Genomic DNA, 12,662 nt, shown 5'->3' on the forward strand with positions numbered 1-12,662 from the left:
AAAGCGGTCTTAGGAAGACAAAACATTCTACCAACTCCTTGGCTCACAGAACGACATGGCTACGATCCGACTTGCAGATTCAGCACATGCAAATCGGGCAGGCGCGTCAGCAGCGTCTCGAGCGCGATGTGCAGTTCGAGCAACGCAAGGCGTGCCCCAAGGCAATAGTGCAGACCGCCGCCGAACGACAGAATGCGCTTGTCGTTTTCCGCACGGTCGAGAATCAGCCGGTTCGGGTCGTGAAAATGCGCGGGGTCGCGATTCGCGCCGCCCAGCATCAGCGTAACGATCGAACCGCGCGGCAATGCGATGCCTTCGATTTCGACGCCGTCTTCGAGCGTTGTGCGCAGCGCCGTCTGCACCGAACTCTCGTAGCGCATGCACTCGATAATGGCCTTCGACAGCAGCCGCGGTTGCTCGCGCAACTGCCTCAGTTGCTCCGGATGCCGGTGCAAGCTCACCACCGCATTGCCGATCATGTTCGACGTGGTTTCATGTCCTGCAAAAAAAAGCAGCAGCACATTCGAAACGATCTCCTCGTCGGTCAGGCGTCTGCCGTCCGCTTCAACCGAAATCAGCATCGAAATCAGGTCGTTGCCCGGCTGCGTGCGGCGTGCCTCCAGCACACCGTAGAAGTACCGTTCGAGTTCGAGCGTCGCCTCGTTCGCGGCGGCGAGCGTCGGTTCGTCCATCGCGATCGTCTCGAACGCTTTCGCAAAACGCTCCATCTTGAGCCCGATCGCAGCGGCTTCCTCGAACGGCAGACCGAGCACGCCGGCAATCACCTGCACAGGCAGCGGCAACGCGTAACCGCCGACGAGATCGAAAGGTCTGTCGTGCGGCAGCTCGCCGATAAGCCGTTCGGCGGTCGCGCGCGTGACCTCGCGCAGCCGCTCGACCTGGCGCGCGTTGAACGCCTGCATCAGCAATGCACGCAGCGGCGTGTGCTCGGGCGGATCCATCGTAATGAACATGCGGCTTAGCGCCCGAAACGTCGGCTGCGTCGCACGTTCTTCGCCGTAACGGCGCACGACGCCCGGCATGTAGCGGCGCCCCATGCGGCGGTCGTCGAGCAAAGCGGTAACGACCGCGTGGCGCGCCGTCGCGAAGCGCTTGCCGTCCGGCGTCAACGCGACGAGCGGTCCCTGCTCGCGCAGTACTTCGTAGTACTGGTACGGATCATCGAAAAAAGCGGGGGATTGAAATGCAGGAGCGTTCATCAGCGAGGGCCTCCGTGAAGCGGAAACAGAGCGGAAACTGAGGACGCCCGACGACGCCCTTGTCCCGATTACAGCGCTCGCTGTGCTTTTATTCCTTGCTGCTTTTTATTCCGGGTTTATTTTGCTTCTAGTTAGCCTCTCTCGGAGGACCATTCGACAACTATTCGGTTGAGGCCTTTGCCGATGCCGATGCCGTTCCATTTTCGGTTGCCGGCTGAACGGGAGCTTCGCTTTCGCTAGCGGCTGGCGCAACGGCCCGCGACGCTTCGACTGCTTGCGCGGTTTCCGGTGCTCGCACGGTTTCGGGCGCTTGTGCGGTTTCCGGCGCCTGCGCGTCGCCCGCCGCCACGTCCTGCGGCTTCTCCGACGATTGCGCCGCGCCTTCCGCGTTGCGCGGTCGACGCGGGCCACCGCGCTGCAAGCTGCGCGCGAACGCCGTATCGCGCGGGCTGACCTGCCCCGCCGGTTCGCCATTCAGGTTCACGCGCGCCGCGCCTTCGATCAGGCTCGCCCAATAGCGGCTGCCGCGGCACCATGTGGCGATCGCTTCGCGGATTTCGGCTTCGTTCAGCGCCAATTCCTGCGCATGCGGCAACAGGTCTTCGAGAATGCCGATTTTCAGCGGCAGTTTCGGCGCCGGCTTCTTTGGGAAGGCAGCCGGAAAGCGCTTCTGCAATTTGCCGATCGCGTGCACCACCGGATCGACCGGCTCCTGCGGCGGCCTGCTTTTCTGGCGGTTACGCGAATCCGCGTGATTTCCAGCCTGATTTCCTCCCCGATTTCCGGCCTCATGGCCAGTGTGGCCGGCGTGCTGCCCGCCACGCGCGTCACCGCGGGATTCACCGCGTTGAGGATCCCGCTGTTCACCGCGCAGTGGCCGCCCCTGCTGCCGGCCGCGCGCATCGCCGTGCCTCGCGTGCTTTTCCGCGCCGCCGGGCTGGCCCGCCGACGGGCCGCCAGGCTGGGCGCCGCGTTGTGCACCGGCTTGAGCGCCGACGGCTTGCCCAGCCTGGCTGCCGTGTTGACCCGCCGCGCGAACGCGGCCTTCGCCGTCTTTGCGCGGTCGATGCGTCGAGCCATCCGCGGATTTTTCCGCCGCTCTTTCCGCAGCCTTCTGCTGCCTTTGTTGCCGCGCCTGTTGCTCGAGTTGCTTCTTCAACTCGGCCAGTTGTTCGAAACCCATGCTGTGTCCTGCAAAAATGACGCGTGATTCTACCAGCCCCGTGTGATGCCCACGCGGTATGGCGTTACCGCACGTCGCTTTGCCCGACCCGCGCTGCGACGCCGAACGGGCGCGACGCCGTTACTTGCGCCACGTCTCGCGCATCACCATGAGCCGCAATTCCGTCATGTCCTCGATCGCGTAACGAATGCCCTCGCGCCCGAGACCCGAATCCTTGACCCCGCCGTACGGCATATTGTCGACCCGGAACGAAGGCACGTCGTTGATCACGACTCCGCCTACCTCGAGTTCATCCCACGCCTCGTGCGCATGCGCGAGCGAATCGGTAAACACGCCTGCCTGCAAGCCGAAGTCGCTATCGTTGACGGTCGCCAGCGCTTCGCCGTAGTTCTCGAAGCGCTCGAGAATCGCCACCGGCCCGAACGCTTCCTTGCGATAGAGATCGGTATCGCGCCCGACATTCTCGAGCAGCGTCGCCTCGAAGTTCGCGCCATCGACCTTCCCGCCCGCGACGATCTTCGCGCCCGCTTTCACCGCGCTGTCCATCCAGCCGCCAAGGCGTTTCGCTTCCGATTCGGAGATCATCGGCCCGACAAAGGTCTTTTCGTCCTTCGGATCGCCCATCTTCAACGACTTCGTTTTAGCGATCAATTTTTCGCGCAAGGCGTCATATATATCGGCATGCACGAGAATGCGCTGCACGCCGATGCAACTCTGCCCCGACTGATAGAACGCGCCGAACGCGAGCCGGTCGACCACGTAGTCGAGCTTGTCGCGCTGGTCGCTGTCGACGATCGCCGCCGCATTGCCGCCTAGTTCGAGAATGACCTTCTTCTTGCCCGCCTTTGCCTTGAGGTCCCAGCCGACTGCGGGCGAACCCGTGAATGAAAGCAATTTGAAACGCTCGTCGGTCGTAAAGAGGTCTGCACCGTCACGGTGCGCGGGCAGAATCGAAAACGCGCCCTTCGGCAAATCCGTTTCCGCGAGCACTTCACCGATAATCAGCGCGCCGACCGGCGTGCGGCTCGCCGGCTTCATCACGAACGGCACGCCCGCCGCGATGCCGGGCGCGACCTTGTGCGCGGCGAGATTCAGCGGAAAATTGAACGGCGAGATAAACGAGCACGGCCCGATCGGCACGCGCTTCGCGTAGCCGTGATAGCCCTTGGCCCGCGGCGAAATTTCCAGATTGATCACTTCGCCGTCGATGCGCACCGATTCTTCGGCCGCAACCTTGAAGGTATCGATCAGGCGCGTCACTTCGCCGCGCGAGTCGTTGATCGGCTTGCCGGCCTCGATGCAAAGTGCCATGGCGAGTTCGTCGTAGCGCTCGCGAAAGCGCTTCACGCAATGTTCGAGCACTGCCTGCCGTTTGAACGGCGCGAACGCGCGCATCGCCGGCATGGCATCGGCGGCAAAACCGATTGCCGCGTCGATGGCCTTCGCATCGGCAAGCGCGACGCGCGTCGCGACCTCGCCGCTGAATTTGTCGGTCACTGCGAGGTCGGTGTTCGCGGCGACCGGTTCGTTGGCGAGATAATACGGGTACGTTTCTTTCAGCATCACACGTTCTCCTTGGGGACGCCCGTTGTTCGCAGCGGACCGAGCAAGCTACGTGCCCCGGTCCGTCACACTGCGTCAAAGCTGCGCCGACAGACGCTTGATCTCGCGATTCAGCACGCGTTCATTGTCAGAGTAGTCGATCGGCAGATCGATGACGTGCACGCCGCGTGTCGAGAAGCAATCGCGCACGAGCGGTGCGAATTCGGCCGCGGACGCGATGCGATGCCCATGCGCGCCATAGCTTTTCGCGTAGTCGACGAAGTCCGGGTTCGACAAGGTCATCCCATAGTCCGGGAAGTTCATGTTTTCCTGCTTCCAGCGAATCATGCCGAACGCGTCGTCGCGCAGGATCAGCACGACGAGATCGAGCTTGAGCCGCACCGCTGTTTCGAGCTCCTGCGAATTCATCATGAAGCCGCCGTCGCCGCAGACGGCCATCACCTTGCGCTCCGGATGCACGATCTTCGTCGCGATCGCCGACGGCAACCCCGCGCCCATCGACGCGAGCGCGTTGTCGAGCAGCAGCGAATTCGGCTCATGCGCGCGGTAGTAGCGTGCGAACCAGATCTTGTACATGCCGTTGTCGAGACAGATGATGCCGTCCTGCGGCATCGTCTCGTAGACGTCGTTGACGATGCGCACCGGATACATCGGAAAACGTTCGTCGTGCTGGCCCTTCGCGAGATGCGCGTCGAAGTGCGTCTTGATCTCGGTGAAGCGCGCGAAGTCCCAATGCTCGCCGCGCCCTTTGAGCGCTTCTTTCAACTGCCACACCGCATTCGCGATGTCGCCGACCACTTCGATTTGCGGGAAGTACACCGCATCGACTTCGGCGCCGAGAAAATTCACGTGAATAACGGTCTTGTCGCCGACATCGGCGCCGCGCATGAAGAACGGCGGCTTTTCGATCACGTCGTGGCCGACATTGATGATGCAGTCCGCGTGATCGATCGCGCGATGCACGAAGTCGCCATCGGACAACGTCGCATTGCCGAGCCACATCGGATGCGATTCGTCGATCACGCCCTTGCCCATTTGCGTCGTAAAGAACGGAATGCCGACCTGATCGACGAATTCGCGCAGCATGTTGCACGTGGTCTTGCGGTTGCCGCCCGCACCGATCATCAGCAGCGGGTGCTTCGCCGCAGCGATCGCTTCGACCGCGCGTTCGACCGCCTTTTCCTCGACCACCGGCCGCCGGCTGTAGCTCTTCGGAATCGGCTTGCCGTCGCCTTCTTCATGTGCGACGTCTTCGGGCAGTTCCAGATGCGTCGCACCGGGGCGTTCTTCTTCGGCACGACGGAACGCCTCGCGTACCGACGCCGGGATATTGCCGATCGACACGATCTGGCGCGTGTACTTCGTGAGCGGCTCCATCATGCGCACGACGTCGACAATCTGGAAATGGCCCTGCTTGCTCGACTTGATCGGCTTCTGCCCCGTGACCATCAGCATCGGCATGCCGCCTAGCTGCGCATACGCGGCCGCCGTGACGAAGTTCGTCGCGCCGGGGCCGAGCGTCGAAATACAAACTCCCGTGCGCCCCGTCAAACGGCCGTAAGTCGCCGCCATGAAACCCGCCGCCTGTTCGTGGCGCGTCAGGATCAGTTTGATGCGCGAACGGCGCAACGATTCGAGCAGGTCCAGATTTTCTTCGCCGGGAATGCCGAACACGTATTCGACGCCTTCCGCTTCCAACGATTTGACGAACAGATCCGATGCTTTCATGAAAGAGCCTCGTTTGAATTCAGGATTAAAAGCGCGGGATTTCGAGTGGACTGCCAGGCTGACATGCACTGCCTGAGCCGCATCATGGCATTGAGGTAAAGCTTACTCTTTCAGAGGCGATCGTGCGTCAAACAGGTTAGACAAATCGCATGCGGCGGCGCTGCGCAACGACGCATGCCAATCGATAAGAAAAAGCCGCTGCGCGAGATCGCTTGACGATCCGTGGCAACGGCCTCGTGTTCGACTATCTGACGATGCGGTGCCGGCGGCACTCAGCGCTCGAACTGCTTGAGCAGTTCTTTGGCAGCGGGACCTGAAGACGCCGGGTTTTGTCCCGTCGTCAACAGACCGTCGACGAGCACATAGGGCGCCCAGTCCGGCCCCTTCGAATACTTGCCGCCCTTTTCCTTCAGCATGTCTTCGACGAGAAACGGCACGACCTTCGTCAACTGCACGGCCTCTTCCTCGCTGTTAGCAAAGCCCGTTACCGACCGTCCCGAAACGAATGGCTTGCCGTCCTTGCCTTTGACGTTTTTGAAAATGCACGGGGCGTGACACACGGCCGTCACGGGTTTGTCCGTGGCGATCGCGCGTTCGATCAACGCGGCCGAGTCTTTATCTTCGGCGAGGTCCCACATCGGGCCATGTCCGCCGGGGTAGAACACCGCATCGAAGTCGTCCATCGACATCGTCGAGAGCTTGTGCGTGTTCGCGAGTGTGTTCGTCGCTTCCGTGTCTTTTTCGAAACGGCGTGTCAGATCGGTTTGAAACTCGGGCTCGTTGCTTTTCGGATCGAGCGGCGGCTGGCCGCCCTTTACCGAGGCAAGCGTCAGTTCCGCGCCTGCGTCCTTGAATACGTAATAAGGCGCCGCGAGTTCTTCAAGCCAGAAGCCGGTTTTTCTGCCCGTGTCGCCGAGCCTGTCGTGCGAGGTCAAAACAATCAGGATCTTCATGTCGATCGCTCCAGAAAGTGCCTGCCGTTGCCGCATACCAGCTGCTACTGCCGGCATTCAAGCAGGGCGCGTGAACGACCGGCAAGCCATCTTTCGACGATCTTGTCGAATACGCAAGCGGCGTTACAACTGCCCGGCCACTCGCATCGAGCCGTGCTTTTCCGAAATGCCCGGCGAGCGACCAGCCTCATTTCATTGCGCAGCACACCGATCCATTTTTTGTGCGACGCGATCGCGGCGCCCCGCACCTCGACACGAGCAATGGCGAGCAGTCGCGCGCGCGTGTGGGCAATATGGGCGTCACGGGGCATACCTTCGTATAAGTACCGCAGACTGTGATTTGTTGATTGGACACCACCGTACGATGTTCAGTGGACACGACCGACGATATGTTCGAGGCATCTAGTATTTTTCGTGGGTCTCGCGCCGGAACGCGCAGCGCACAGGCCGTTCGCATGCCCGGTCGCATCTGACATGACCTGCTCGTAGTTCCGTCCTCCATGACGAGGTGATCCGCGATGTCGTCGTTCATATCCTTATCCGTAGAGTCCTCGAATCCCGCCGCAGCGGGCAGCGGCGTGCGCACGCCACGGTTGCCGGCTGCCCGGCCGCGCACGCGGCTGCGCCATGAAGCGAGCTGGCGCCGCATGCCGCAGGAACATGCCGACGCGCCCGCGCCGCGCGGCGAGCACGCGATCGTGCTGGCGCGCTGGACGACGAGCGCCGAAGGCGAAGGCGACGCGCTCGGACCGCAAGGCTATTACGTGATCGCGCTCGCGCTACGCCCGACGCTCATGCGCCTGTCGTCGAATGGCCATGTGCTGCACGACGGTCCGATCGATCGCGGCATGGTGCAGGTGACCGCGCCCGCGACGCAGGTCGAATATCGCGCGCACGCACCGTGCGACTTCCTTCATATTTACCTGTCGGCGCAATACGTGGCGCAATGCTCCGATCCCGCGCTCGCGATGCGTACACAGCAGGCGCACGAGGCGTGCTTTCCGTTCATGCGCGACAGCGTGATCCGCCACCTCATGCATGTGCTCGTCGAAGCGCTCGATAGTCCGGACCCGGCAAGCCGCGCATGCGTGGACGCGGTAGCGCGCGCCATTGCCGCCCGTGCGCTCGGCATCGCGCTGCAGCCGGCCCGCCCCGGTCAGCCCGAGCCCGGCAGAACGCCGGCGCTCGAAAGCTGGCGCCTGCAGCGAACCGTCGCGTTTATCGACAACCATCTCGATCAGTCGATTTCGTTACAGCAGCTGGCCCACGCGGTTGGCCTGTCGCCGACCTATTTCGCTGCGCGCTTTCGCGCGGCCGTAGGCGCGTCACCGCGTCTTTTCGTGATGCGGCGGCGCATCGAGCGCGCCAAGGTGCTGCTCGCGTCCACGCAAATGAGCATGATCGACGTTGCGCTGAACGTGGGCTTTCGGACGCAGTCGCACTTCACGACCGTGTTCGGCCGCCAGGAAGGCGCAACGCCGCATCAGTGGCGCATGCGTTGCGCGAACATGAACGATGCGGCGAGCGCAGATGGCCTCGATCACGCTGCGCACGAAACACTGACGTTGCCGGAGCGTTGCGCTCAGTCCGGCATGACAAAGCAATGCAGCGCGCCCGCCTCGTCCTGAAGCACGAATTCGCTTGCGCGCCCCGCGCGTACGTCGAGCAGCAGGCGCTCGAGTTCGGCAAGCTCCGCACGCAACGTGTCCGCTTTCGCGACGTGCCGGTCGTCGAGCGCATCGGAAACGATGCGCCGGCGGATCATGATCTTTTCTATTGCGCGTACGCGCGTTAAAAACAGGCGTTCCATACTTGTTCGTCGATTCATCGAGCTTGCGTGCGGCCGGCGCGGCCGCACGCGCTACGATTCGACTACGCACGGCTTGCATGATTCCTTCCTGCGTGCAAAAAAGATAACGGCACGTGCGCGTCGTCGATGTGCGGCACGCACGCGGCTTACCCGGAACCGCATCGAGCCGCTGATCCGAAGCCCGTTATTCGTCTTCGATGCTGAGCAGGCACTCGTCGGCCTCGGTCCACATCGGCTCGGGACGCACGATGCGCGCGTCCCCGAACAGCGATTTGAAGCGGCTCGGTTGCGCACGCAAATACTGCTTCGGCGCACACACGTGCGCGCCGAGTTCCGCGGCCGCATGCCACGGCCAGCGTGGATCGTAGAGCACGGTGCGCGCGAGCGCGATCATATCGGCATCGCCGTTCGCGACGATGCTTTCGGCATGCTCGGCGTTGCTGATCAGGCCGACCGCGATGACCGGCATGCGCACGGCCGCCTTCACTGCGCGCGCAAGCGGCACCTGATAGCCCGCAGACACGGGAATTTTCTGTGCCGGATGCAGGCCGCCGCTCGATACATGGATCGCGTCGCAGCCGCGCGCTTCGACTGCCTTCGCAAACGCGATGGTCTGCTCGATGTCCCAGCCGCCTTCGACCCAGTCGGTACCGGACACGCGCACACTGACCGGCCGCTCTTCGGGAAATGCGGCGCGCACCGCGTCGAACACTTCGAGCGGAAAGCGCATGCGGTTTTCGAGCGAGCCGCCGTATTCGTCGGTACGCTGATTCGAGAGCGGCGACAGGAATTGATGCAGCAGGTAGCCATGCGCGCAATGCAGCTGGATCAGGTCGAGATCGAGCCGCGCGGCGCGGCGCGCGGCCGCGGCGAATGCCTCGCGCACGCGCTCGAGCCCGCCGCGGTCGAGCGCGACCGGCGCATGATCGCCCGGATCGAACGGTATCGCCGACGGCGCCTCGGTCTGCCAGCCGTTCGGTTGGCCCGGCGCGAACTGCAGCCGGCCGGCCCATGGCACTTCGGTCGACGCCTTGCGCCCCGCGTGATCGAGCTGCACGCCGATCGGCATGTTCGACCAGCGCCGGATGTGCGCGAGCGTGTCGCGCATCGCCGCTTCGCACGCATCGTCGTAAAGGCCGAGGTCGCCGTAGGTGATACGGCCTTCCGGCACGACTGCGGTCGCCTCGATCGTCAGCAGCGCGGCGCCCGATAGCGCGAGCTGCCCGAGGTGAATCAGATGCCAGTCGTTCATGCAGCCGTTTTCGGCCGAGTACTGACACATCGGCGCGATCACGATCCGGTTCGCGAGCGTCACGTTGCGAACCTGCGCCGGCTTGAATAGAGCGGATTGAGCCACCGTGAACTCCTTGGCGTGCACAGGCACGTCAACGAGTGTAGGCGATCGTGGCGCGAATGCAGCGGCCGCGTGCGCGCGAGTGCACGCGCCGGCCGCGCCTTGCCGACAGTTGTTCCGTCATGCGATACGCCGCGGCCATTCGCTGCTGCCGCTCGAATGCGTTCACGTGCGGCGTCTATGTGTGCGCTTTCCTTTGTACAGGCCTTTCACGCACACCACGCCATCGCACCTCGGGCGCGGCAGTCACGATCGACTTCAGCTCCGGCACCGGCTGCGGGAGCTTCGCAAGATCGGGACGCGGTCGGCGGCGTGCCGCATCGCGCTGCCACAGCATTTCGAGCGACTGCGCAATATCGAGCAGCCTTGCATCGCCGCGATGCGCGCCGACCACCTGCAACCCGAACGGCATGCCCGCATGATCGGTGCCGCACGGCAACGAAATCGCCGGGTTCGTTGCGAGCGTGACGAGATAGGTCAGCGCGAGCCAGCGGTAATAGTTCGCGAGCGGTTTGCCGTTCATTTCGGCAAGATAGACTTGCGACCACGGAAACGCCGTGATCGGCGTGGTCGGCGAGACGATCACGTCGTAGCGGTCGAACACGCGCTGAAAGCGGCGGAACAGCCGCGTCTGTTCCGCATGCGCCCACACGACGTCGGCCAGCGTCATCGCGCGGCCCATCTCGTAGTTCGTGCGTGTGTTCGATCCGAGCGAGTCGGGATCGCGCTCGTAAATGTCCTGAAAACCGGCCACGAAATTCTGCGCGCGCAGGATGTCGAAGCAGCGGTCCGCTTCGCCCATGTCGAGTTCGAGCGGCTCGCACACTTTCACTTCGCGCGACAGCGCAGCGATTTTTGCGCGGAACGTCTGGCGCATCGTGTCGTCGACGGCGGCCACGCCGAAGTCTTCGGTATAAGCGACGCGCAACGTCGCGATGTCGACGGGCTTGAAGTGCGCGAACGCAGCGGTGTCGTATGCGACGCTCACGGGGTCGCTCGCTTCGAGGCCGACTGTCGCCGCGAGCTGCAGCCGCGTGTCGGCAACGTTGCGCCCCATCGGGCCGACCACCGTAAGCGGCGTCCAGCCGAGCGGCAGGCGATCGTTCGGCACGAGCCCCGGCGACGGACGAAGCCCGACCACGCCGCACAGCGCGGCAGGAATGCGCAGCGAGCCGCCCGTGTCCGAACCGGTACATAGCGGCAGCATGTCGGTGGCGAGCGCGACAGCCGAGCCGCCCGACGAGCCGCCCGCATTCAGCGACGGATTGAACGGATTGCCGGTCGCGCCCCACACGACGTTGCGCGTATTCGCGCCCGCGCCGAACTCAGGCACGTTGGTCTTCGCGGCGACGATTGCGCCGGCGGCCCGCAAACGCGCGACGAGCACGTGGTCTTGCTGCGGCACATGCGTGCGGTAAAGCGGCGAGCCGTAGGTGGTCAGCAGGCCCGCGGTTTCCTCGAGATCCTTGATGCCCATCGGCAAGCCATGCAGCGCTCCGAGCGTCTCGCCGCGCAGCACCGCCTGCTCGGCCCGGCGTGCGGCATCGCGCGCACGGTCGAAATCGGTTGCCGCGATCGCGTTCACTGCGGGGTTCAATGCTTCGATGCGCGCAATGCATGCGTCGAGCAGCTCGACCGGCGAAAGCTCGCGATTGCCGATCATGCGTCGCGCCTCGACGGCCGACAGAGCAACAACAGATTCGTCCATATCCGATGCGATCCTTGCGATTCGATGAATGGGAGAGGCGTGCAACGCGCGGGTGCGCAGCGGCAAATTGCACAGTGATGGTGCGGGAACGTGGCGTCCCTGGGGGCGCTTTCTGCGATGCACGGACGGCGCCGCGGCGCCAGGTGCCAGGTGCCAGGTGCCAGGTGCCAGGTGCCAAGTGCCAAGTGCCAAGTGCCAAGTGCCGCCATGATGCCATGTCTGCGGTATCGGTGCCGTGCACTGCACAGGTTGATACTCGCCGCCGGCGGGCCGCAAAAGATCGGGATCATCAAAGGTGCGATCCGCGCGGGCCTCGCGCATGTACTGATCACGGATGAAGCAACGGCGTTGGCGCTGTTATGAACGCTGAACGATGCGCCGCCCGATCTGCCGCCTGCCAGGGTGCGGCCATGTCATGCCGGTGAACGGCACGCGGCGTGAACCGGATGATTGCGGAATAGAATTCGAGCGCTGGCCGGTATGGCCGAACAACGCTTTTGATGGTGCCTAGCGCGACGCAGACATCGGCGGCTTCGAGCCGTGTTCGTTGAACGCGCGCCCGAGCTTCAGACGCACGGCGACATGCGCGAGCTTTGCGCGATCGACCGACACGCCCAGCACTTCCGCCGATTCCTCGTACGTCAATCCTTCGACTTCGGCAAGCAGCAGCGCGGCCCGCTCGGGCGGCGCAAGCGAGCGAAACTCCGCAAGAATTCTGGAATGTACGTCCGCATTGCGCACGCGGCGGCGCCCTGATGCCGACGGGGAATGGCGCGTCGCCCGGCGCGAACGCTCGTAGCGTTCATAAGCGGACCCGCTGCGCAGCACGCTGTGCGCGGCGGCCAGCATGCGCACGAGTGTCTCGCGTTCGCCCACCGCGCAGCCCGCCCCGGCGCGGCCGGCTTCCGCGCCGGCATTGCACGCATTGGCCACCATTGCTTCCGCGAGCGGAACGTCCTCGGTAACCCGATAAGCAAACGACCATACCCGAGTGACGAGCGCGCGTAAGACAGCTGGATCCGAGACCGCATTCATGCGTAGTACTCCGCTTTAGACAACGCCGTTATTGCCGGATTGAACGACGCAGCAAGAGCTTACACAGACAGCGGCAGTCACGCTATGCCAATTGCGTCAAATTTCTTG

General features: G+C 63.6%; 11 protein-coding genes. 2 read left to right on the forward strand and 9 right to left on the reverse strand.

Annotated elements, in window-relative coordinates; translation table 11 throughout:
* Nucleotides 1-59: 59 nt before the first annotated feature.
* Both QYH69_RS02495 and QYH69_RS02500 read right to left on the reverse strand, forming a co-directional pair.
* Entirely contained in the window at nucleotides 60-1,220 is a 1,161-nt protein-coding gene (locus QYH69_RS02495) for a cytochrome P450 (RefSeq protein ID WP_308830345.1), read from the reverse strand.
* Between the two features lie 160 nt (nucleotides 1,221-1,380).
* Entirely contained in the window at nucleotides 1,381-1,917 is a 537-nt protein-coding gene (locus QYH69_RS02500; RefSeq protein ID WP_308830346.1) for a ProQ/FINO family protein, read from the reverse strand.
* 54 nt (nucleotides 1,918-1,971) lie between these two features.
* Between QYH69_RS02500 and QYH69_RS02505 the strand changes: the two genes are divergently transcribed.
* Nucleotides 1,972-2,430 (forward strand): hypothetical protein, encoded by a 459-nt coding sequence (locus QYH69_RS02505; protein ID WP_308830347.1) that lies wholly within the window; start codon nucleotides 1,972-1,974, stop codon nucleotides 2,428-2,430.
* Nucleotides 2,431-2,523: 93 nt separating this feature from the next.
* Here the strand turns inward: QYH69_RS02505 and QYH69_RS02510 are convergent, their stop codons facing one another.
* The 3 genes from QYH69_RS02510 to QYH69_RS02520 form a co-directional block, all read right to left on the reverse strand.
* Nucleotides 2,524-3,966, reverse strand: coding sequence for an aldehyde dehydrogenase family protein (locus tag QYH69_RS02510; protein ID WP_308830348.1), 1,443 nt, complete (start codon nucleotides 3,964-3,966; stop codon nucleotides 2,524-2,526).
* Between the two features lie 75 nt (nucleotides 3,967-4,041).
* Complete coding sequence (locus QYH69_RS02515; RefSeq protein WP_308830349.1) at nucleotides 4,042-5,694, reverse strand: acetolactate synthase large subunit; 1,653 nt, start codon at nucleotides 5,692-5,694, stop codon at nucleotides 4,042-4,044.
* Nucleotides 5,695-5,966: 272 nt separating this feature from the next.
* On the reverse strand, nucleotides 5,967-6,647 hold the full coding sequence (locus QYH69_RS02520; protein ID WP_308830350.1) for a type 1 glutamine amidotransferase domain-containing protein: 681 nt from the start codon (nucleotides 6,645-6,647) through the stop codon (nucleotides 5,967-5,969).
* Nucleotides 6,648-7,165: 518 nt separating this feature from the next.
* Between QYH69_RS02520 and QYH69_RS02525 the strand changes: the two genes are divergently transcribed.
* A complete protein-coding gene (locus tag QYH69_RS02525) occupies nucleotides 7,166-8,275 on the forward strand; it encodes an AraC family transcriptional regulator (protein ID WP_308830351.1) in 1,110 nt (369 codons plus the stop codon).
* Here the strand turns inward: QYH69_RS02525 and QYH69_RS02530 are convergent.
* The 4 genes from QYH69_RS02530 to QYH69_RS02545 all read right to left on the reverse strand — a co-directional run bounded on the left by QYH69_RS02530 (nucleotide 8,230) and on the right by QYH69_RS02545 (nucleotide 12,554).
* Nucleotides 8,230-8,457, reverse strand: coding sequence for a hypothetical protein (locus QYH69_RS02530; RefSeq protein ID WP_308830352.1), 228 nt, complete (start codon nucleotides 8,455-8,457; stop codon nucleotides 8,230-8,232). The genes QYH69_RS02525 and QYH69_RS02530 overlap by 46 nt on opposite strands.
* Nucleotides 8,458-8,641: 184 nt before the next feature.
* Nucleotides 8,642-9,814: an NADH:flavin oxidoreductase/NADH oxidase gene (locus QYH69_RS02535; protein ID WP_308830353.1), complete on the reverse strand. Its 1,173-nt coding sequence runs from the start codon at nucleotides 9,812-9,814 to the stop codon at nucleotides 8,642-8,644.
* A gap of 175 nt (nucleotides 9,815-9,989) precedes the next feature.
* Nucleotides 9,990-11,519 carry an amidase family protein gene (locus QYH69_RS02540; RefSeq protein ID WP_308830354.1) on the reverse strand — a complete coding sequence of 510 codons (1,530 nt, stop codon included), beginning with the start codon at nucleotides 11,517-11,519 and terminating at the stop codon, nucleotides 9,990-9,992.
* Nucleotides 11,520-12,026: 507 nt separating this feature from the next.
* Nucleotides 12,027-12,554, reverse strand: coding sequence for a sigma factor-like helix-turn-helix DNA-binding protein (locus QYH69_RS02545; RefSeq protein WP_308830355.1), 528 nt, complete (start codon nucleotides 12,552-12,554; stop codon nucleotides 12,027-12,029).
* Nucleotides 12,555-12,662: the final 108 nt, after the last annotated feature.

The sequence above is a fragment of the Paraburkholderia sp. SARCC-3016 genome (assembly GCF_031119615.1).
Lineage (GTDB): Bacteria > Pseudomonadota > Gammaproteobacteria > Burkholderiales > Burkholderiaceae > Paraburkholderia.